Raw genomic sequence first — 21,228 nt, forward strand, 5'->3', positions numbered from 1 at the left:
GGTGAGCCTGGCGGGGGGAGTTCTCATGGCGGCACCGGCCCTGCCGGGCGCCGCCGGATCGGCCGTACGTCGCCTGGTGGGCGCGGCCGACAAGGCCGTCCTGGCGCTCGGCGGCTCCGGCGACGAGCCGCCCGTGACCATTCCGCGCGATCCCGCGCGGGAGGCAGCGCGCCGTGAACTGTCCAAAGGGATGTACCACGAGAACGACCCCAGCCTGCTCCAGCGCGCCCTGAACGCCTTCTGGGACTGGGTCGGCCGACTGCTCAGCTCGGCCGCCTCCGCAACACCCGGCGGCACGCTCGGCCTGGTCGTCGTGATCCTCTTCGTCGTCGCCGTCCTGGCCGCACTGTGGTGGCGCCTGGGCACGCCCCGCCGCCGGCCCACTTCCACCCCGGCCCTGTTCGACGACCGTCCTCGCAGTGCCGGCGAACACCGCGCGGCCAGCGAGGCGCACGCCGCCCAGGGCCACTGGAACCAGGCCCTCCAGGAACGCATGCGGGCCATCGTCCGCTCCTTGGAGGAACGGGCCCTGCTCGACGTCCGCCCCGGCCGCACCGCCGACGAAGCGGCCGCCGAGGCCGGCCGTACGCTCCCCTCGCACACGGACCGACTGCGCTCCGCCGCCCAGGAGTTCGACGACGTCACATACGGCGGGCGCGCAGCGAGCCAGCGGTCGTACCAACGCATCGCAGAACTCGACCGCGACCTGGAACGCAGCCGCCCGGTGCTCGCGAACAGCGCCACCAGCACGGCCCACAACACCCGCCAGGGGGCTCCCGAATGATCACCGGGGCCACGCTGTCGGCCACCTCGACCTCGCCCACCGCCCGCCAGGTATGGACTCGCACACGAGGCATCGTCCTCGCCGTCGTCCTGATTCTCGTCGCGGCCGTCGCGATGGCCGCCGTCCGCTCCCAGACCCGGCACGGCGAACTCGACCCGCGCTCCGCCGACCCCTACGGCAGCCGCGCCGTCGCCGAACTCCTCGCCGACCGGGGCGTGTCCACGCGCGTGGTGACCTCGCTCGACGCGGCACGAGCCGCCGCCGGCCCGGACACCACGCTCCTCGTCGCCGTCCCCGACCTGCTGACCCACCGTCAACAGAGCCGACTGCACTCCGCCACGACGGCCTCCGGCGGACGCACCGTCCTCGTCGCCGCCGGCAGTTGGTCCGTCGAACGGCTCGCCCCCGGGGTCATCGCGGACCCCGCCACCAGCAACGGAACGACACTCGCCCCCGACTGCACCCTGCCCGAAGCCCGGCGCGCGGGCAGCGCCGACACCGGCGGCATCCGCTACACCACCACCCGCCTCGACGCCGACTCCTGCTACCCCAGCGAACGCCTCGCCACGCTGCTCCGCGTCCCGGCCACCGGCAAAAGCGGCGACACCGTCATCCTCGGCGCGCCCGACATCCTCTACAACAAGCGCCTCGACAAGCAGGGCAACGCCTCGCTCGCCCTCCAACTCCTCGGCTCCCGACCCCATTTGGTCTGGTACCTCCCCTCGCTGTCCGACACGATGGCCACCGACGGCGAGCGGAAGAGCATCCTCGACCTGCTCCCGTCGGGCTGGCTCTGGGGCACCCTGCAGCTGTTCATCGCCGCGGCCCTCGCCGCCTTCTGGCGGGCACGCCGGTTCGGCCCACTGGTGCCCGAAAAACTCCCCGTCGCGATCCGCGCCTCCGAATCCGTCGAAGGCCGCGCCCGCCTCTACCGCAAAGCCGACGCCCGAGACCGCGCGGCCGCCGCTCTTCGCTCCACCACTCGCACGCGCCTGGCCCCCCTCGTCGGCGTCCCCGTGGCTCAGGCGCATTCGCCCGAGGCCCTGCTCCCCGCCCTGTCCGCCCACCTCCACGGAGGCGGACAGACCCTGGACTCACTCCTGTTCGGACCGCCGCCCGGCGACGACGCGGCCCTCATCGCACTCACCGATCAACTCGACGCCCTCGAAAGAGAGGTACGCCGTCCATGATGGACCCGACCACTGACAACGCCGGGAACACCGGGGACTCGGGCACCGCCAGGGCCTCCCTGGAGGCCCTGCGCGCTGAAATCGCCAAAGCCGTGGTCGGCCAGGACCCTGCCGTGACCGGCCTCGTCGTCGCCCTCCTGTGCCGCGGACACGTTCTGCTTGAAGGTGTCCCCGGAGTCGCCAAGACGCTGCTCGTCCGCGCACTGGCATCCGCGCTCGAACTCGACACCAAGCGTGTGCAGTTCACCCCCGACCTGATGCCGAGCGACGTCACCGGTTCCCTCGTCTACGACACGCACACCGCCGAGTTCTCCTTCCAGCCCGGCCCGGTCTTCACCAACCTCCTCCTCGCGGACGAGATCAACCGCACCCCGCCGAAGACGCAGTCCTCCCTCCTCGAAGCCATGGAGGAACGCCAGGTCACGGTCGACGGCACCCCGCGCCCGCTGCCCGAGCCGTTCCTGGTCGCCGCGACCCAGAACCCCGTCGAGTACGAGGGCACCTATCCCCTCCCCGAAGCTCAACTCGACCGTTTCCTCCTCAAGCTGACGATCCCTCTGCCTTCCCGCCAGGACGAGATCGACGTCCTGACCCGCCACGCCTCGGGCTTCAACCCTCGCGACCTCCGGGCCGCCGGCCTGCGCCCGGTCGCCGGCCTTGCCGATCTCGAGGCGGCGCGCACCGCGGTGGCCAAGACGACCGTCTCTCCCGAGATCACGGCCTACGTGGTGGACATCTGCCGCGCCACCCGCGAGTCGCCCTCCCTCACCCTTGGTGTCTCTCCGCGCGGCGCCACCGCCCTGCTCGCCACATCGCGCGCGTGGGCCTGGCTGACGGGCCGCGACTACGTCATCCCCGACGACGTGAAGGCCCTCGCCCTGCCCACCCTCCGGCACCGGGTCCAGTTGCGCCCCGAGGCCGAGATGGAGGGCGTGACCGCGGATTCCGTGATCAACGCCATCCTCGCCCACGTCCCGGTCCCGCGCTGATGGCACTCACCGGACGCGCCGCCCTTCTCGCGGCCATCGGCTCGGTCCCGGTCGGCATCCTGGATCCTGGCTGGACCGGCATCCTCGCGGTCAACGGCTCGCTGGCCCTGGCCTGTGCCTGTGACTTCGCGCTCGCGGCGCCCGTACGACGCCTGGTCCTTTCCCGCTCCGGCGACACCTCCGCACGTCTCGGCGAGACCGCCGACGTCACGCTCACGATCATGAATCCGTCCCGCCGCCTGCTGCGAGCACGCCTACGGGACGGATGGCCGCCCAGCAGCTGGCAGCCCGGCACCGAGGTCGAGAGCTCCAGGCACCGGGTCACCATTCCGGCCGGCGAACGCCGACGCGTGACGACACGGCTGCGCCCCGCCCGCCGCGGCGACCGCCAGACCGACCGCGTGACGATCCGCTCCTACGGCCCTCTCGGCCTCTTCGCCCGCCAGGGCGCTCACAAGGTGCCCTGGTCAGTACGGGTTCTGCCCCCGTTCACCAGTCGCAAGCACCTGCCGTCGAAACTCGCCCGATTGCGTGAACTCGACGGCCGCACCAGCGTGCTGACCCGTGGCGAGGGCACGGAGTTCGACAGCCTGCGCGAGTACGTCCCAGGTGACGACACCCGCTCGATCGACTGGCGCGCCACCGCCCGTCAGTCCACGGTGGCCGTCCGCACATGGCGTCCGGAGCGCGATCGGCACATCCTCCTCGTTCTCGACACAGGCCGTACCTCGGCCGGCCGTGTCGGCGACGCCCCGCGGCTGGACGCCTCTCTGGACGCCGCCCTGCTCCTCGCGGCGCTCGCCTCGCGCGCCGGCGACCGCGTGGACCTGCTGGCCTACGACCGCCGGGTCCGCGCCCGGGTCCAGGGGCGCGCGGCCGGCGATGTCCTGCCGTCCCTGGTCAGCGCGATGGCAACGCTGGAACCGGAACTCGTCGAAACCGACGCGCGTGGACTTACGGCGATCGCTCTCCGCGCTGCCCCTCGACGATCCCTGATCGTGCTGTTGACGACGCTCGACGCAGCGCCGGTGGAAGAGGGCCTGTTGCCCGTACTACCGCAGCTCACCCAGCGACACACAGTTCTCGTCGCCTCGGTGGCAGATCCGCAGATCGCACACATGGCAAAGGCCCGAGGGGACGCGGAGGCGGTGTACGAGGCAGCCGCGGCGGCACAGGCACAGAGCGAACGACAGCGTACGGCGGAACAACTCCGTCGTCACGGAGTGACGGTTGTGGACGCGACGCCGGACGATCTGGCCCCTGCGCTGGCGGATGCGTACCTGGCTCTGAAGGCAGCCGGCCGACTCTGATCCACCGTTGCCGAACCATTCGGCCGCCCCCTTCGGGGGGGGGACAACTCCTGAACGCAGAAAACCCCCGCATCTTTCGATGCGGGGGTTTTCCCAATATTTGTTCGGCGGCGTCCTACTCTCCCACAGGGTCCCCCCTGCAGTACCATCGGCGCTGTGAGGCTTAGCTTCCGGGTTCGGAATGTAACCGGGCGTTTCCCTCACGCTATGACCACCGAAACACTATGAAACTGTGAACGCCGCACCGCCTGTCACAGCGGGGCTGTTCGTGGTTTCAGAACCAACACAGTGAACGCGAGCATCAATGGACAAGCCCTCGGCCTATTAGTACCAGTCAACTCCACCCGTTACCGGGCTTCCATATCTGGCCTATCAACCCAGTCGTCTACTGGGAGCCTTACCCTCTCAAGGAGGTGGGAATACTCATCTCGAAGCAGGCTTCCCGCTTAGATGCTTTCAGCGGTTATCCCTCCCGAACGTAGCCAACCAGCCATGCCCTTGGCAGAACAACTGGCACACCAGAGGTTCGTCCGTCCCGGTCCTCTCGTACTAGGGACAGCCCTTCTCAATATTCCTACGCGCACAGCGGATAGGGACCGAACTGTCTCACGACGTTCTAAACCCAGCTCGCGTACCGCTTTAATGGGCGAACAGCCCAACCCTTGGGACCGACTCCAGCCCCAGGATGCGACGAGCCGACATCGAGGTGCCAAACCATCCCGTCGATATGGACTCTTGGGGAAGATCAGCCTGTTATCCCCGGGGTACCTTTTATCCGTTGAGCGACGGCGCTTCCACAAGCCACCGCCGGATCACTAGTCCCGACTTTCGTCCCTGCTCGACCCGTCGGTCTCACAGTCAAGCTCCCTTGTGCACTTACACTCAACACCTGATTGCCAACCAGGCTGAGGGAACCTTTGGGCGCCTCCGTTACCCTTTAGGAGGCAACCGCCCCAGTTAAACTACCCATCAGACACTGTCCCTGATCCGGATCACGGACCCAGGTTAGACATCCAGCACGACCAGACTGGTATTTCAACGACGACTCCACAAACACTGGCGTGCCTGCTTCAAAGTCTCCCAGCTATCCTACACAAGCCGAACCGAACACCAATATCAAACTGTAGTAAAGGTCCCGGGGTCTTTCCGTCCTGCTGCGCGAAACGAGCATCTTTACTCGTAGTGCAATTTCACCGGGCCTATGGTTGAGACAGTCGAGAAGTCGTTACGCCATTCGTGCAGGTCGGAACTTACCCGACAAGGAATTTCGCTACCTTAGGATGGTTATAGTTACCACCGCCGTTTACTGGCGCTTAAGTTCTCAGCTTCGCCCCACCGAAATGGAGCTAACCGGTCCCCTTAACGTTCCAGCACCGGGCAGGCGTCAGTCCGTATACATCGCCTTACGGCTTCGCACGGACCTGTGTTTTTAGTAAACAGTCGCTTCTCGCTGGTCTCTGCGGCCACCCCCAGCTCGAGGAGCAAGTCCCCTCACCAGGAATGGCCCCCCTTCTCCCGAAGTTACGGGGGCATTTTGCCGAGTTCCTTAACCATAGTTCACCCGAACGCCTCGGTATTCTCTACCTGACCACCTGAGTCGGTTTAGGGTACGGGCCGCCATGAAACTCGCTAGAGGCTTTTCTCGACAGCATAGGATCATCCACTTCACCACAATCGGCTCGGCATCAGGTCTCACCCTGCATGAGTGGCGGATTTGCCTACCACTCGGGCTACACCCTTACCCCGGGACAACCACCGCCCGGGCTGGACTACCTTCCTGCGTCACCCCATCACTCACCTACTACAAGTCTGGTTCGTCGGCTCCACCACTTTCCTTTCCCCGAAGGGTCCGGAACGGCTTCACGGACTTAGCATCGCCTGATTCAATGTTTGACGCTTCACAGCGGGTACCGGAATATCAACCGGTTATCCATCGACTACGCCTGTCGGCCTCGCCTTAGGTCCCGACTTACCCTGGGCAGATCAGCTTGACCCAGGAACCCTTAGTCAATCGGCGCAAACGTTTCTCACGTTTGTATCGCTACTCATGCCTGCATTCTCACTCGTCAACCGTCCACGACTACCTTCCAGTGCCGCTTCACCCGGCAGACGACGCTCCCCTACCCATCACAGCACCCGTTGGGGCTATATGCTGCAATGACACGACTTCGGCGGTACGCTTGAGCCCCGCTACATTGTCGGCGCGGAATCACTAGACCAGTGAGCTATTACGCACTCTTTCAAGGGTGGCTGCTTCTAAGCCAACCTCCTGGTTGTCTGTGCGACTCCACATCCTTTCCCACTTAGCGTACGCTTAGGGGCCTTAGTCGATGCTCTGGGCTGTTTCCCTCTCGACCATGGAGCTTATCCCCCACAGTCTCACTGCCGCGCTCTCACTTACCGGCATTCGGAGTTTGGCTAAGGTCAGTAACCCGGTAGGGCCCATCGCCTATCCAGTGCTCTACCTCCGGCAAGAAACACACGACGCTGCACCTAAATGCATTTCGGGGAGAACCAGCTATCACGGAGTTTGATTGGCCTTTCACCCCTAACCACAGGTCATCCCCCAGGTTTTCAACCCTGGTGGGTTCGGTCCTCCACGAAGTCTTACCTCCGCTTCAACCTGCCCATGGCTAGATCACTCCGCTTCGGGTCTTGAGCGTGCTACTAAAACGCCCTATTCGGACTCGCTTTCGCTACGGCTTCCCCACCCGGGTTAACCTCGCAACACACCGCAAACTCGCAGGCTCATTCTTCAAAAGGCACGCAGTCACGAGATGCAGCAAGCTGCATCCGACGCTCCCACGGCTTGTAGGCACACGGTTTCAGGTACTATTTCACTCCCCTCCCGGGGTACTTTTCACCATTCCCTCACGGTACTATCCGCTATCGGTCACCAGGGAATATTTAGGCTTAGCGGGTGGTCCCGCCAGATTCACACGGGATTTCTCGGGCCCCGTGCTACTTGGGTGTCTCTCAAACGAGCCGCTGACGTTTCGACTACGGGGGTCTTACCCTCTACGCCGGACCTTTCGCATGTCCTTCGCCTACATCAACGGTTTCTGACTCGTCCTGTTGCCGGCAGACAACAGAAGAGAGATCCCACAACCCCGCATGCGCAACCCCTGCCGGGTCTCACACGCATACGGTTTGGCCTCATCCAGTTTCGCTCGCCACTACTCCCGGAATCACGGTTGTTTTCTCTTCCTGAGGGTACTGAGATGTTTCACTTCCCCTCGTTCCCTCCACACTGCCTATGTGTTCAGCAGCGGGTGACAGCCCATGACGACTGCCGGGTTTCCCCATTCGGAAACCCCCGGATCAAAGCCTGGTTGACGACTCCCCGGGGACTATCGTGGCCTCCCACGTCCTTCATCGGTTCCTGGTGCCAAGGCATCCACCGTGCGCCCTTAAAAACTTGGCCACAGATGCTCGCGTTCACTGTGCAGTTCTCAAACAACGACCAGCCACCCATCACCCCGAACCAATCAGGTCCGAGTTCACTGGGGCCGGCGACTGAGGAAAAATCCATTCCCTCAGACACCCAACAGCGTGCCCGACACCCTCGCCTCTTCCCTCATCCGTTCCACGCCGAAGCAGTACTAGGAGGAGAAGCAATCCGAGAAGCGCCGAATAATCAACGTTCCACCCATGAGCAACCAGCACCGGACATTCGCCGATGTACTGGCCTCTGACCGAGCGAACCCGGTAAGAAGTGCTCCTTAGAAAGGAGGTGATCCAGCCGCACCTTCCGGTACGGCTACCTTGTTACGACTTCGTCCCAATCGCTAGTCCCACCTTCGACAGCTCCCTCCCACAAGGGGTTGGGCCACCGGCTTCGGGTGTTACCAACTTTCGTGACGTGACGGGCGGTGTGTACAAGGCCCGGGAACGTATTCACCGCAGCAATGCTGATCTGCGATTACTAGCAACTCCGACTTCATGGGGTCGAGTTGCAGACCCCAATCCGAACTGAGACCGGCTTTTTGAGATTCGCTCCACCTCACGGTATCGCAGCTCATTGTACCGGCCATTGTAGCACGTGTGCAGCCCAAGACATAAGGGGCATGATGACTTGACGTCGTCCCCACCTTCCTCCGAGTTGACCCCGGCGGTCTCCTGTGAGTCCCCATCACCCCGAAGGGCATGCTGGCAACACAGAACAAGGGTTGCGCTCGTTGCGGGACTTAACCCAACATCTCACGACACGAGCTGACGACAGCCATGCACCACCTGTACACCGACCACAAGGGGGGCACTATCTCTAATGCTTTCCGGTGTATGTCAAGCCTTGGTAAGGTTCTTCGCGTTGCGTCGAATTAAGCCACATGCTCCGCTGCTTGTGCGGGCCCCCGTCAATTCCTTTGAGTTTTAGCCTTGCGGCCGTACTCCCCAGGCGGGGAACTTAATGCGTTAGCTGCGGCACCGACGACGTGGAATGTCGCCAACACCTAGTTCCCACCGTTTACGGCGTGGACTACCAGGGTATCTAATCCTGTTCGCTCCCCACGCTTTCGCTCCTCAGCGTCAGTAATGGCCCAGAGATCCGCCTTCGCCACCGGTGTTCCTCCTGATATCTGCGCATTTCACCGCTACACCAGGAATTCCGATCTCCCCTACCACACTCTAGCTAGCCCGTATCGAATGCAGACCCGGGGTTAAGCCCCGGGCTTTCACACCCGACGTGACAAGCCGCCTACGAGCTCTTTACGCCCAATAATTCCGGACAACGCTTGCGCCCTACGTATTACCGCGGCTGCTGGCACGTAGTTAGCCGGCGCTTCTTCTGCAGGTACCGTCACTTTCGCTTCTTCCCTGCTGAAAGAGGTTTACAACCCGAAGGCCGTCATCCCTCACGCGGCGTCGCTGCATCAGGCTTTCGCCCATTGTGCAATATTCCCCACTGCTGCCTCCCGTAGGAGTCTGGGCCGTGTCTCAGTCCCAGTGTGGCCGGTCGCCCTCTCAGGCCGGCTACCCGTCGTCGCCTTGGTGAGCCATTACCTCACCAACAAGCTGATAGGCCGCGGGCTCATCCTTCACCGCCGGAGCTTTCAACTCTCACAGATGCCTGCGAAAGTGATATCCGGTATTAGACCCCGTTTCCAGGGCTTGTCCCAGAGTGAAGGGCAGATTGCCCACGTGTTACTCACCCGTTCGCCACTAATCCACCCCGAAGGGCTTCATCGTTCGACTTGCATGTGTTAAGCACGCCGCCAGCGTTCGTCCTGAGCCAGGATCAAACTCTCCGTGAATGTTTTCCCGTAATCGGGATGAACACCACGAGAGCGGTGCGAGAGGAGGAATGATCCCCTCGCACACAGCGTCCTCGCTGTGTTATTTCAAAGGAACCTCGTCCCAGCAGATGCTGGAGACGGGGTATCAACTAATCTGGCGTTGATTTTTGGCACGCTGTTGAGTTCTCAAGGAACGGTCGCTTCCTTTGTACTCACCCTCTCGGGCTTTCCTCCGGGCTTCCCTTCGGTGTTTCCGACTCTATCAGATCTTTTCTCGATCCGATTTCCTCGGTGCTTTCCAGGTTCCCGCTCTCGCGTTTCCCTTTCCGGCGGTTCCGACTTTATCAGAAGTTCTTGGCCGGTCTGACCGGCCGCTCATTTCTGAGTAATCGGGAGGCGCTCCCCTGAATCGCATTCGCGACTTCTCGAGGGAGCAGGTTGATTCTAACGATCAGCCCTGAACCTGTCCAGTTCTAGGCAACTCATTGAATCTACCTCCCCACTCCACCCGTGTCAACGGGTCTTGCGGGGCGAAGAGGAGACTAGCAGCTCACAGGCACCGTACGCACATCAGGCGGCCGTAGGGACGGTCGCGCTGCGATCGGCCGCTTCAAGGTCACCCGTCTCGCCTACTCGGACCGCGCGGCCGCCGAGAACGTAGACGTACGTCAGGAATGCCAGCTCGGCCACGATCCCGATGCCTATGCGGGCCCAGGTGGGCAGGCCGGACGGGGTGACGAAGCCTTCGATGGCGCCGGAGACGAACAGGACCAGGGCAAGGCCTATCGCCATGCCCAGGGCGGCCCGGCCCTCCTCGGCGAGTGCGGCGCGGCGGCTGCGGGGACCGGGGTCTATCAGTGTCCAGCCGAGACGCAGTCCTGTGCCGGCGGCGACGAAGACCGCGGTCAGTTCCAGCAGGCCGTGCGGGAGAACCAGGCCGAGGAAGGTGTCGAGGCGGCCGGCGGAGGACATCAGGCCGAAGCCGACGCCCAGGTTGAGCATGTTCTCGAAAAGGATCCAGAGGACAGGCAGGCCCAGGAAGACGCCCAGTACCAGGCACATCGCGGCGGCCCGGGCATTGTTCGTCCACACCTGAGCGGCGAACGAGGCCGCGGGATGGCTCGAGTAGTAGGTCTCGTACTCGCCACCGGGGCGAGTGAGGTCGCGCAGCTGGCTGGGCGCCGCGATGGTCGACTGCACCTCCGGGTGCGTGCCGATCCACCACCCCAGGAGGATCGCGATGGCCGTGGATATGAGCGCTGTGGGCACCCACCAGTGACGCGCGCGGTAGACCGCGGCGGGGAAGCCCTCTCCCAGGAACCGGGTGACGTCACGCCACGAGGCGCGGCGAGTGCCGGTGACGGCGCTACGCGCGCGTGCCACCAGTTGGCTGAGCCGGCCGGTCAGTTGCGGGTCGGGGGCACTGGACTGGACGAGCGAGAGGTGGGTGGCGGTGCGCTGGTAGAGCGCCACGAGTTCGTCGGCCTCGGCACCGTTGAGGCGCCGCTGGCGGCGGAGCAGGGCGTCGAGGCGGTCCCATTCGGCTCGGTGTGCGGAGACGAAGACGTCCAGGTCCATCGGTCTGCCTGCTCCTCGGCTGGTGGTCCACTGGTCGTCGTGGATGCTCTTGGCGCTGTCAGCTTGTCGTACTGCGGCGCGATGCGCCCTCAGCTTGGCAGACTTGCGGTTGACAGGGCAGACCAGGGGAAGGGCGGCGTGCGTGAGTGAGCTGGTGACGGGCGAGGCGGTGGCGCTCGAACTGCGGCCCGCCAAGCTGCCGAGCAGGGCGCTGGCGGTGCTGCTGGATCTGATCGTGGCCATGGTCGTGTACATCTGCGTGGGTATCGCTCTGGCTGCGACGACCTCGTCCTTGGACGATGCCGCGCAGATCGCTCTGTCGATCGCCAGCTTTCTGCTGGTGCTCGTCGGCGGGCCGATCGCCGTGGAGACGCTCAGCCACGGGCGCTCGCTGGGGAAGCTGGCGTTCGGACTGCGCGTGGTCCGGGACGACGGCGGGCCCATCCGGTTCCGGCACGCCCTGGTGCGGGGTGCGATCGGTGTCGTCGAGATCCTGATGACGTTCGGGGTGGTGGCCTGCATCGCCTCACTGGTGTCGGCGCGCGGGCGACGGCTCGGGGATGTCTTCGCGGGCACCCTCGTCGTGCGCGAGCAGATTCCCGTCGGACGGGCCGGCTCCGTTCCGCCTCCGCCGCCCTGGCTCGCGGGACGGTTCGCCGACCTGGATCTGTCGGCCGTACCGGATGGGCTGTGGCTTGCCGTCCGGCAGTACCTGACGCGGATGCAGCAGCTTGATCCCCAGGTCTCCTGGGACATGGGGCAGCGGCTCGCGGCCGACCTCATGGCTCGCACCGGGACTCCGGCGCCGCAGGGCATGCACCCCGCCGCTTTCCTGGCGGCCGTGGTTCACGAGCGCCAGACCCGCGATGCTCGGCAGGCTTTCGGGGGCGCGCGGGTGGCCGGGCCGGAGGCCACGCCTTCCGGCCGTCAGCCCCAGGCTCCGGTCTGGCCCCAGAGCCCTGCTGAACCTGTCCAGTCCCAGGTCCAGTCCCAGTCCCAATACACGGCCTCGCCGCAGCCGCCGCAGGCTCCGGCCGCGCAGACCGCGCCACCGCAGCCGGACGAGGCGTCGGCCCACGGTCCGGACACCGGCTCCGGCCGTGGATCCGGTTCCACCGGATTCGCGCCGCCGGCGTAGGCCCCGTCCGCCGCTGCCTCTGTCGGATCAGCCGAACCTCGACGGCGGTGACCGAAGGTCCTCCAGCTCGATTCCGGGTGCGGCGAGGACCACGTCGCCGGCGATGTGAACGGCGTGCTGCTCACCCGTGTCCAGGGCTGTGACCTGGTATTCGTCCACGACCAGAGGGCCGTTGTCAGTGGCGTGTGCTTCGCTGTTCACCAAGGCCCAGGACTGGTCGAGGGTGCGCGGGGCGAGGACCGGCTCCGTGAAGGCCACGAGGCGTACGCGGGTCGCGGAAGAGGAGGGGGTGAGGCGCAGGAGACGGGCGGTGGCGATGAGGAACGCGGGGGAAGTGCCGGTGAAGGCGTGGGCGCGCACATTGCCTTCGGTGGCATGAACGCCGGTGGGGTCGGTGCGCACCCAGGTGACGCCGTCGAGGGCGGCGCCGCGCACCTGCCAGCCTCCCGCGTGGAGTTCGAGGCGGATGGGGCGGCCGAGGTCGTCCAGCGCCAGGTCGACCGAGCCGCGGTGTTCGCCCGCCGGGGTGGTCAGCTGGGAGACGTAGCGCCAGCCGGACGGGCCGGGGGCGCACTGGAAGTGCTCTTGTGCGAGGGGGGTGCGATCGTGCGGATCGTGGAGCGAATAACGGCCGCGGGGCATGGGGGTCCTGGGTCTTGACGGGCTGGTCCGGCCACAGACCAAAGGGGCAGGCCCCCGGCACGGGGGTGCGGGGGCCTGCCTCGGAGGATCTGCGGACCTGCTGCCGGGGAGCGCGGCGGTGCACCGGCGCGCTCGCCCGGCGGGCGGGGCTGCTGACTCAGTAGCGGTAGTGGTCCGACTTGTACGGGCCCTCGACTTCAACGCCGATGTACGCGGCCTGCTCGGGGCGCAGCTCGGTGAGCTTCACGCCGAGCGCGTCCAGGTGGAGGCGGGCGACCTTCTCGTCGAGGTGCTTGGGCAGCACGTAGACGCCGGTCGGGTACTCGTCGGGCTTGGTGAACAGCTCGATCTGGGCCAGGGTCTGGTCCGCGAAGGAGTTGGACATCACGAACGACGGGTGACCGGTGGCGTTGCCGAGGTTCAGCAGGCGGCCCTCGGACAGCACGATGATGACCTTGCCGTCCGGGAACTTCCAGGTGTGAACCTGCGGCTTGACCTCGTCCTTGACGATGCCCGGGATCTTGGCGAGGCCCGCCATGTCGATCTCGTTGTCGAAGTGGCCGATGTTGCCGACGATCGCCTGGTGCTTCATCTTGGCCATGTCCGAGGCCATGATGATGTCCTTGTTGCCGGTCGTGGTGATGAAGATGTCGGCCTTGTCGATGACCTCGTCGAGGGTCGTGACCTGGTAGCCGTCCATCGCCGCCTGCAGGGCGCAGATCGGGTCGATCTCGGTGATGATCACCCGGGCGCCCTGGCCGCGCAGGGACTCCGCGCAGCCCTTGCCCACGTCGCCGTAGCCGCAGACGACTGCGGTCTTGCCGCCGATCAGGGTGTCCGTGGCGCGGTTGATGCCGTCGACCAGGGAGTGGCGGCAGCCGTACTTGTTGTCGAACTTCGACTTGGTGACGGCGTCGTTGACGTTGATCGCCGGGAAGAGGAGGACGCCGTCGCGCTGCATCTCGTACAGGCGGTGGACGCCGGTGGTGGTCTCCTCCGTGACACCGCGGATCTCAGAGGCCAGCTGGGTCCACTTCTGGGGGTTCTCGCCCAGGGTGCGATGCAGCAGCTGGAGGATGACGCGATGCTCGTCGGACTCGGCGGTCTCCAGGCCGGGGACCTTGCCGTCCTTCTCGTACTCGACGCCCTTGTGGACGAGGAGGGTGGCGTCACCGCCGTCGTCCAGGATCATGTTCGGGCCGCCGGTGGGGCTGTCCGGCCAGGTCAGCGCCTGCTCGGTGCACCACCAGTACTCCTCCAGGGTCTCGCCCTTCCAGGCGAAGACCGGGATGCCCTGCGGGTTGTCGGGCGTGCCGTTCGGGCCGACGGCAATGGCGGCCGCCGCGTGGTCCTGGGTGGAGAAGATGTTGCAGGAGGCCCAGCGGACCTGCGCGCCGAGGGCGGCAAGGGTCTCGATGAGCACGGCGGTCTGCACGGTCATGTGCAGGGAGCCGGTGACGCGGGCGCCGGCGAGGGGCTGAGCCTCGGCGTATTCCTTGCGGATCGCCATCAGGCCCGGCATCTCGTGCTCGGCGAGGGTGATCTCCTTGCGGCCGAACTCGGCCAGGGAGAGGTCGGCGACCTTGAAGTCCTGTCGGTTGTCGACAGTCGTCATTGCGAGCTGCTCCTCGGGATTGGGTCGAGGTGGGTACGGCTGGTCTGCGCGGCGGCGGACACAGGTGTGCCCGAGAAGAGGACACAGGCATGCCCACGTACGCGCAGCGCAGTCCGTCGGAGGCCCTCTCTCCCTCGGTCGGTCCGCACCGGGACCGCCCGACCGCCATCAGCAGCGACGTCTGGCTCTGTCCCAAGCTACACCGGAGGGCCCGTCCGCCCCCAGTGCGCCTCCGGACAGTTCGCGCCGTTCGAGGGGACCGGCGTGGGGTGGAGGCGGGGTGTCGCAGAGGTGGGGCGGGTGACCGGAAAGCGTGGGGCAGGGGCCAACAGACCAGGATGGATAGGAATTTTCGCCCCTTTGAGCGAGAGGCAGGGTGTTGCAGGATGCAGGGTGATCGGGAGTTCCGATCGATCTCGCGGGGCGACCGGGACGGTGTCTCGCGCGACAAAGGCGTTAGGAGATCGACGTGACCAGTCCGGCCGGCCCTCCCCCCACGGGCAACGGCGGTGAGCGGCGGATCAAGCTGCTCGCCGTGACCGCGTGCCCGACCGGCATCGCGCACACATACATGGCGGCGGAGAAGCTCGCGCAGGCCGCCGCGAGCCGTGACATCGAGATGAAGGTGGAGACGCAGGGATCCATCGGGGTCGAGAACGCCCTCGATGACAACGATGTCAGCACGGCGGACGGGATCATCGTCGCCGCGGACAAGGACGTCGACCTGAGCCGTTTCGCGGGCAAGCGCGTGTTGACGGTCGGGGTCGCCGAGGGCATCCACCACCCCGAGCGGCTGATCGAGCGGGTGCGGTCGGCGCCCGTGCACCAGCCCGACGGGGCCGCTGCCGGGCCGGTGGCCTCGGACGGTGGCGGCAAGGAGCGGGGCGCGGTCTACAAGGCGCTGATGAACGGTGTCTCGTACATGATCCCGTTCGTGGTCGTCGGCGGTCTGCTGATCGCCGTCTCGCTGGCGCTCGGCGGCCATGCGACGGCCAAGGGATATGTGATCCCGGAGGGCACCTTCTGGGCACATGTGAACGCCATCGGCGGGATCGGCTTCCAGCTGATGATCCCGGTCCTGTCCGGATACATCGCCTACGCCATAGCCGACCGGCCCGCTCTGGTGCCGGGCATGATCGGCGGCTGGATCGCCAACACGGGGGCTCTGTACGACTCCAAGGCGGGCGCGGGCTTCATCGGGGCGATCGTGACCGGGTTCCTCGCCGGCTATCTGGTGCTGTGGATCAAGAAGGTCCGGGTACCGAAGTTCGTCCAGCCGGTCATGCCGATCATCGTCATCCCGATCGTGGCGACGACGGCGCTCGGGCTGTTCTTCATCTATGTCATCGGCAAACCGATCTCCTGGGTGTTCGAGCACCTGACCAGCTGGCTCGGCGGGATGACGGGCAGCAGCGCGGTGCTGCTGGGCGCGATCCTGGGTCTGATGATCGCGTTCGACATGGGCGGGCCGGTGAACAAGACGGCGTTCCTGTTCGGCGCGGGGCTCATCGCGAGCGGCAACCAGACGGTCATGGGCATGTGCGCGGCCGCGATCCCGGTGATGCCGCTGGGGCAGGGCCTGGCCACGCTGATCCGCAGGCGGCTGTACAGCGAGCAGGAGCGGGAGACGGGGCTCGCGGCGCTGTTCATGGGCTGCTTCGGCATCTCCGAAGGCGCGATCCCGTTCGCCGCGGCACGGCCCGCGCAGGTGATTCCCGCGAACATGCTGGGTGGGGCGGTGGCCGGTGCGATCGCGGGCCCGGCCGGGGTGAAGGACGCGGTGCCGCACGGCGGGCCGATCGTGGCGGTGCTGGGCGCGGTGAGCGGTGTGCCGATGTTCTTCGTGGCCGTGGTGATCGGCACCGTGGTGACGGCGCTGACGACGGTGACGCTGGTGGACGTGGCCGGGCGCAGGAGCCGTTCCGGGTCGGTCGGCGGGGCCGAGCCCGTGCCGGCCGGGGCCGGTGCGGTCGTTCCCGGGCAGGCCGGGCGGGAGCCCGTTGCGGTCGGCGTCGCCCCGGCGGTCGTGGGGGCGGTGGAGCACGGGAGTTCTGCCGAAGAGGTGGCTGCCGAGGCCGATGCCTCACTGGCCACTGAGGCGGCTGTTCCGGGTGAGGCGCCCGAGGTGCTGTCCGGACACCTCACGGAGCGGACCGTCAGGACCGACCTCGCCGCGGACGGCAAGGAGGCCGCGATCCGCGAAATGGCGCAGCTGCTGAGCCGCAGTGGCCGGGTCGCGGATGTCGAGGAGCTGGTGGCGGTCGCACTGCGGCGCGAGGAGCAGGGGACGACCGGGCTCGGCGAGGAGATCGCGATCCCGCATGCGAAGACGGATGCGGTGACCGCTCCGGTCGTCGGCTTCGCGCGGTCGGCCCGGGGCGTGGAGTGGGGTTCGCTGGACGGTACGAAGGCCCGGCTGGTCTTCATGATCGCCGTGCCGGAGGCGGCTGCGGGCGACGAGCATCTGCGGATCCTCGCCCTGCTGTCCCGCAAGCTGATGGACCCCGGCTTCCGGGAGCGGCTGCTGGCGGCGGCGGACGAGCGAGCGGTGCTCGACGTGCTCGGCGAGGTCGGGTGAGCCGACGGGACGGCGTGCGGGCCGCCGCCCAGGCCCGCACCGCCCGCGCGGCCGCACCGCCCTGACGACTCACGGGAGCCGGGCACCGTGAATAGAGGACCGGTCTCGGAGCCCGGTGCGAGCGGGGCGACGCCGACGGGGTGCGCCGGCCGTGAGGGTGCCGCAGGGGGCCTGAACCGCCGGTCAGGCCCTGGCGCAACTCAGTGGCCGGCCGCGTGCGGGTTCGGGCCGCCCGGGGTCGCCTCCGGGTCCGGGCCCTTGGCGGCCTCGGCCTCGCTGTAGATGTCCGGTTCCAGGTAGATGACGCGGGCGATGGGGACGGCGGCACGGATGCGGGCTTCGGCGGCGTTGATGGCGTTCGCGACCTCGGCGGCCGTGTCGTCGTGCCGGACGGCGATCTTGGCGGCGATCAGCAGTTCCTCGGGGCCGAGGTGGAGCGTGCGCATGTGGATGACGCCGGTGACCGTCTCGCCGTCGACCATCGCGGTCTCGATCTTCTTGACCTCCTCGATGCCCGCGGCCTCGCCGAGCAGCAGCGACTTGGTCTCCGCGGCCAGGACGAGCGCGATCAGGACGAGCAGGACACCGATGCAGACCGTGCCGATGCCGTCCCAGACGGCGTCGCCGGTGAGCAGGGTGAGGCCGACGCCGCCGAGGGCGAGGATCAGGCCGATGAGCGCGCCGAAGTCCTCCAGCAGGACGACGGGCAGTTCGGGCGCCTTGGCGCGGCGGATGAACTGCGACCAGGACAGCTTGCCGCGCAGCTCGTTGGACTCCTTGATGGCCGTCTTGAAGGAGAAGCCCTCGGCGATGATCGCGAAGACGAGGACGCCCACCGGCCAGTACCAGTGCTCCAGCTCGTGGGGGTGGCTGATCTTGTCGAAGCCCTCGTAGATGGCGAACATGCCGCCGACCGAGAACAGGACGATCGAGACGAGGAAGGCGTAGATGTAGCGCTCGCGGCCGTAGCCGAAGGGGTGCTGCGGGGTCGCCTCGCGCTGGGCCTTCTTGCCGCCGATCAGCAGCAGGAACTGGTTGCCGGAGTCGGCGAGCGAGTGCACGCCCTCGGCGAGCATCGATGAGGAGCCGCTGAACGCGAACGCCACGAACTTCGATGCCGCGATCGCGAGGTTGGCGCCGAGTGCCGCCACGATCGCCCTGGTACCGCCTGACGCGCTCATGTGTCCGCGTTGTCCCTTCGACCTCGTACGTCTACGCCGCCCAGGCGTGCGCCCGGCTTTGCCCCTGCTTTGCCGGTGGGCCATTCTTGCAGCCCGCCCGGGCGGCGGCGCCTCAGGTATCCACAGCCCCGGTCATACGATCACGGTGGCGCGGAAGACCGTTCCCGCACCGGACACTTCGGCTTTCTCGCCCGCCGGGACGAAGACCGACCGGCCGGGGGCGAGTTCGTGATCGCCCGCCCGGACGGTACCGGCCGTGCAGAGCAGGATCTGCGGTGTGTCCAGGGTGAGGTCGTGGGCGGCGGCGCCCTCGGGGAGGACGTACCGGGAGAGCCGGAACTCGTCGATCGGCGTCTCGTAGACCTCCTCGCCGTCCGGGGAGGCCTCGGGGCGCAGCACGCCCGGGTCGCCGGCCTCGAAGCGGACGACGCGCAGGAGTTCGGGGACGTCGATGTGCTTGGGGGTCAGGCCGCAGCGCAGGACGTTGTCGGAGGTGGCCATGATCTCGACGCCGAGGCCGCTGATGTAGGCGTGCGGGATGCCGGCGCCGAGGAACAGGGCCTCGCCGGGCTGCAGGCGGACGTGGTTGAGGAGCATGCCCGCGATGACGCCGCGGTCGCCCGGGTAGTGGTGGGCGAGGACGGCGTAGGGGGCGTAGTCGCCGCCGAGACGGCTGCAGGCAGCGGCGGTCTCGGTGACCGTGTGCGCCATCTCCTCGGGGTCGGCGGTGAGGATCGCCGTGAGGACCTCACGCAGGGCCGCGTCCTCGGGGTGGGCGTGCAGCAGGTCGACGTACGGCTTGAGGGAGTCGACGCCGAGCCCGGCGAGCAGATCGGCCGCCTGGACGGGGTCACGGAAGCCGCACAGGCCGTCGAACTCCGTGAGCGCGCAGATCATTTCGGGCTTGTGGTTGGCGTCCTTGTAGTTGCGGTGCGGGACGTCGATGGGGATGCGGCGCCGCTCTTCGTCGGCGTAACCCTCCTTGGCCTGCTCCAGGTTGGGGTGCACCTGGAGGGAGAGGGGGGCGCCGGCGGCGAGGATCTTGAGCAGGAACGGCAGCCGCGGACCGAACTTCGCGACCGTCCCGGCGCCCAGTTCGCCCTTCGGATCCGCGTCGATGACCTCGACGAGCGTCCCGCGCTCGGTACGCGAGGGGGCGCCCGGGTGCGCGCCCATCCACATCTCCGCCTGCGGTTCGCCGGTCGGCTCGACGCCGAGCAGGTGCGGGATGGCGGTGGGGGAACCCCAGGCATAGGGGCGGACGGTGTTGTCGAGGCGGTCCATGTGGTTTCTCTGTCTCCGTACGTGCGCTGCGCGGCCGGCGCCGTCGCCGGTTTCCTCACCCGTGGCGGGCGTGCGTCGGTCGATCCTGAGCGTCGACCCTGAGCAAGGTCAGGCCCTGGAAGCGAGCGACAGGTAAACGGCGGCGAAATCCGTGATGGCGATCAGTTCCGCGAGGGTCTCCAGTTCGCCGCCCTCCTCCGGTTCGAGCTCGCTGATCGGGGTGTCGTGGCTGAGGGCCAGGTCGCGGGCGGACGGGGCGGCGGTCAGGCCGCCGATCGGCCGGTCACGCAACAGCACCACGCGCGCGTGCATCGCGGGCGTCTCCTCCACCCGGTCCCGGAAGAAGTCGTCCGGGTCGGCGCTGGCCGCGAGCGGCCCGGCCAGCAGGGCGCTGTGCGCGGCGAGTGCCTCGGGGAGCTCGGCGACCAGGGCGGGGCGCCCGGCGAGTTCGGCGAGGGCGGCGGCGAAACGGCGGCCTGCGGGCCCGGCCGAGCTGCCTTCCGTCCATACGACGGGCAGTGCGTCGGCGAGCTCGGCGGCGAGGGTCTTGGCCGGGTTGCTGTAGGTCACGATGGCCGGGCCGCAGCGTTCGGCGATGTGGTCCAGACGGTCGGCGACCTTCTCCAGGTCTTCCGGTGCGGCGCCGAGCAGGCCGAGGCGGTCGAGGAGCGCGAGCAGCGGGGTGAACAGGGCCCAGAAGACGCCGGGCGAGGACGCGGCGAGGGGCTCTTCCTGGTCGTACGGTGTCGTCGCCATCGGTACGAACAGGCCGTGCGCGCCGTTCACCGCCTCGGCGAGCGGGGTGCGGGCCGGGGCCACGGCGACGACCGAGCAGCCGCGCCGGTAGGCCTGCTCGGCGAGCAGGGAGAGGCTGGGTTCGGTGCCGTCCGGGGTGGCGATCAGCAGCAGGTCGACGGAGCCGGCCCAGCCCGGGAGTTCCCAGCGCAGGGCGCCCGCGGCCGGGGCCACGCCGGTGGGGGCCAGCCGGGTGACGGGGCTGCCGGGACCGGCCAGGGTGCCGAGGAGGTCGGCGGTGTGGGTGGCGGCGGCTCCGGGGCCGGCGATGAGGACGGCGCGCGGGCGGCCGTCGGGCTTGAGGTCCGCCACACCGGCCTCGGTGGCGTGCCGGACGGCGGTGCGGACGCGGGCGCCGGCCTCCGCCGCGCCGCGCAGGAGGCCTCGTCGGTCGGCGTCGGCGAGGCCCTCCGGGGTGTCGAGCAGCGATTCGTCGAGCATGGGCGACAGCCTCCGATCACCGGGGTCCTGTGCGGGGTGTGGCGCCGGGCGCCTGTTCTACGAGGGCCTACGCCTGTTCTACGAGGGCCTAACGGGGTGGAAGGCCCGTCACTCGGGGCGGCGGGCCTCGTCCACGAGGAGGACCGGGATGCCGTCGCGGACCGGGTAGGCGAGGCCGCAGTCCTGGCCGGTGCAGATCAGTTCGGTGTCCTGCTCCTTCAGGGGGGCGTGGCAGGCCGGGCAGGCGAGGATCTCCAGGAGACCGGCTTCGAGCGGCATGGGGTGTCCCTTCAGAGAGCGTTTTTGTGATTGTGGATGTGCCTGGTCAGCGTACCGCCGGCGTTGGCAGATGGGCTCGGTCGGCTCGAATGCCGCCCAGGGGCTCCGCCCTCCGGCTCCCCGGCCCGTGCCCGCCCTCCCCCGCGCTCGGCCGCGCCGGCGCGGGGGCCACGTCCCGGCTCGCCGGGCT

Annotated in this window: 13 protein-coding genes and 3 rRNA genes; 6 read left to right on the plus strand and 10 right to left on the minus strand. The window is 67.5% G+C overall.

Features of this window, described 5'->3' with window-relative positions:
• Nucleotide 1 precedes the first annotated feature (1 nt).
• From AVL59_RS42805 to AVL59_RS42820, 4 genes are read left to right on the plus strand one after another with little or no spacing between them, the layout of a single operon-like run.
• On the plus strand, nt 2–784 hold the full coding sequence (locus tag AVL59_RS42805) for a DUF4129 domain-containing protein (RefSeq protein ID WP_237281814.1): 783 nt from the start codon (nt 2–4) through the stop codon (nt 782–784).
• On the plus strand, nt 781–1,974 hold the full coding sequence (locus tag AVL59_RS42810; protein WP_067315161.1) for a DUF4350 domain-containing protein: 1,194 nt from the start codon (nt 781–783) through the stop codon (nt 1,972–1,974). Before AVL59_RS42805 ends, AVL59_RS42810 begins: the two co-directional genes overlap by 4 nt.
• Complete coding sequence (locus tag AVL59_RS42815; protein ID WP_099053220.1) at nt 1,974–2,963, plus strand: AAA family ATPase; 990 nt, start codon at nt 1,974–1,976, stop codon at nt 2,961–2,963. The genes AVL59_RS42810 and AVL59_RS42815 overlap by 1 nt, the downstream gene beginning before the upstream one ends.
• Nucleotides 2,963–4,273 carry a DUF58 domain-containing protein gene (locus AVL59_RS42820; protein ID WP_067315165.1) on the plus strand — a complete coding sequence of 437 codons (1,311 nt, stop codon included), beginning with the start codon at nt 2,963–2,965 and terminating at the stop codon, nt 4,271–4,273. The genes AVL59_RS42815 and AVL59_RS42820 overlap by 1 nt, the downstream gene beginning before the upstream one ends.
• A gap of 102 nt (nt 4,274–4,375) precedes the next feature.
• Here the strand turns inward: AVL59_RS42820 and rrf are convergent.
• From rrf to AVL59_RS42840, 4 genes are all read right to left on the minus strand, one after another.
• A 5S ribosomal RNA gene (gene rrf, locus AVL59_RS42825) occupies nt 4,376–4,492 on the minus strand.
• An 85-nt stretch (nt 4,493–4,577) separates the two neighbouring features.
• Nucleotides 4,578–7,697 (minus strand): 23S ribosomal RNA (locus AVL59_RS42830).
• Between the two features lie 302 nt (nt 7,698–7,999).
• Nucleotides 8,000–9,525, minus strand: a 16S ribosomal RNA gene (locus tag AVL59_RS42835).
• The 16S, 23S and 5S rRNA genes sit together here, the layout of an rRNA operon.
• 552 nt (nt 9,526–10,077) lie before the next feature.
• A complete protein-coding gene (locus tag AVL59_RS42840) occupies nt 10,078–11,085 on the minus strand; it encodes a stage II sporulation protein M (protein ID WP_067315167.1) in 1,008 nt (335 codons plus the stop codon).
• Between the two features lie 142 nt (nt 11,086–11,227).
• Between AVL59_RS42840 and AVL59_RS42845 the strand changes: the two genes are divergently transcribed.
• Complete coding sequence (locus AVL59_RS42845; protein ID WP_067315168.1) at nt 11,228–12,223, plus strand: RDD family protein; 996 nt, start codon at nt 11,228–11,230, stop codon at nt 12,221–12,223.
• Between the two features lie 27 nt (nt 12,224–12,250).
• Here AVL59_RS42845 and AVL59_RS42850 read toward each other — a convergent pair whose 3' ends face one another.
• Nucleotides 12,251–12,865 (minus strand): hypothetical protein, encoded by a 615-nt coding sequence (locus AVL59_RS42850; RefSeq protein WP_067315170.1) that lies wholly within the window; start codon nt 12,863–12,865, stop codon nt 12,251–12,253.
• Nucleotides 12,866–13,022: 157 nt separating this feature from the next.
• Nucleotides 13,023–14,480 carry an adenosylhomocysteinase gene (ahcY, locus tag AVL59_RS42855; protein ID WP_067315171.1) on the minus strand — a complete coding sequence of 486 codons (1,458 nt, stop codon included), beginning with the start codon at nt 14,478–14,480 and terminating at the stop codon, nt 13,023–13,025.
• Between the two features lie 469 nt (nt 14,481–14,949).
• Here ahcY and AVL59_RS42860 point away from each other — a divergent pair, with 469 nt between their 5' ends.
• Entirely contained in the window at nt 14,950–17,058 is a 2,109-nt protein-coding gene (locus tag AVL59_RS42860) for a fructose-specific PTS transporter subunit EIIC (protein ID WP_067315173.1), read from the plus strand.
• A 200-nt stretch (nt 17,059–17,258) separates the two neighbouring features.
• Here the strand turns inward: AVL59_RS42860 and AVL59_RS42865 are convergent, their stop codons facing one another.
• The 4 genes from AVL59_RS42865 to AVL59_RS50070 form a co-directional block, all read right to left on the minus strand.
• A complete protein-coding gene (locus AVL59_RS42865) occupies nt 17,259–18,239 on the minus strand; it encodes a cation diffusion facilitator family transporter (protein ID WP_067315175.1) in 981 nt (326 codons plus the stop codon).
• Between the two features lie 132 nt (nt 18,240–18,371).
• Nucleotides 18,372–19,523, minus strand: coding sequence for a mannose-6-phosphate isomerase, class I (manA, locus tag AVL59_RS42870; protein WP_067315177.1), 1,152 nt, complete (start codon nt 19,521–19,523; stop codon nt 18,372–18,374).
• A gap of 108 nt (nt 19,524–19,631) precedes the next feature.
• Nucleotides 19,632–20,759, minus strand: a complete 1,128-nt coding sequence (locus AVL59_RS42875) for an SIS domain-containing protein (protein WP_067315179.1) — start codon at nt 20,757–20,759, stop codon at nt 19,632–19,634.
• 108 nt (nt 20,760–20,867) lie between these two features.
• Nucleotides 20,868–21,038, minus strand: a complete 171-nt coding sequence (locus tag AVL59_RS50070) for a Trm112 family protein (protein ID WP_014673093.1) — start codon at nt 21,036–21,038, stop codon at nt 20,868–20,870.
• Nucleotides 21,039–21,228: the final 190 nt, after the last annotated feature.

This window comes from Streptomyces griseochromogenes, from assembly GCF_001542625.1.
GTDB lineage: Bacteria > Actinomycetota > Actinomycetes > Streptomycetales > Streptomycetaceae > Streptomyces > Streptomyces griseochromogenes.

Bases quoted from the DNA above. Each gene is read 5' to 3' on its own strand.
- AVL59_RS42810 (WP_067315161.1), top strand. From the start codon at position 781: ATGATCACCGGGGCCACGCTGTCGGCCACCTCGACCTCGCCCACCGCC.
- AVL59_RS42815 (WP_099053220.1), top strand. From the start codon at position 1,974: ATGGACCCGACCACTGACAACGCCGGGAACACCGGGGACTCGGGCACC.
- AVL59_RS42820 (WP_067315165.1), top strand. From the start codon at position 2,963: ATGGCACTCACCGGACGCGCCGCCCTTCTCGCGGCCATCGGCTCGGTC.
- AVL59_RS42840 (WP_067315167.1), bottom strand. From the start codon at position 11,085: ATGGACCTGGACGTCTTCGTCTCCGCACACCGAGCCGAATGGGACCGC.
- AVL59_RS42850 (WP_067315170.1), bottom strand. From the start codon at position 12,865: ATGCCCCGCGGCCGTTATTCGCTCCACGATCCGCACGATCGCACCCCC.
- ahcY (WP_067315171.1), bottom strand. From the start codon at position 14,480: ATGACGACTGTCGACAACCGACAGGACTTCAAGGTCGCCGACCTCTCC.
- AVL59_RS42865 (WP_067315175.1), bottom strand. From the start codon at position 18,239: ATGAGCGCGTCAGGCGGTACCAGGGCGATCGTGGCGGCACTCGGCGCC.
- manA (WP_067315177.1), bottom strand. From the start codon at position 19,523: ATGGACCGCCTCGACAACACCGTCCGCCCCTATGCCTGGGGTTCCCCC.
- AVL59_RS42875 (WP_067315179.1), bottom strand. From the start codon at position 20,759: ATGCTCGACGAATCGCTGCTCGACACCCCGGAGGGCCTCGCCGACGCC.
- AVL59_RS50070 (WP_014673093.1), bottom strand. From the start codon at position 21,038: ATGCCGCTCGAAGCCGGTCTCCTGGAGATCCTCGCCTGCCCGGCCTGC.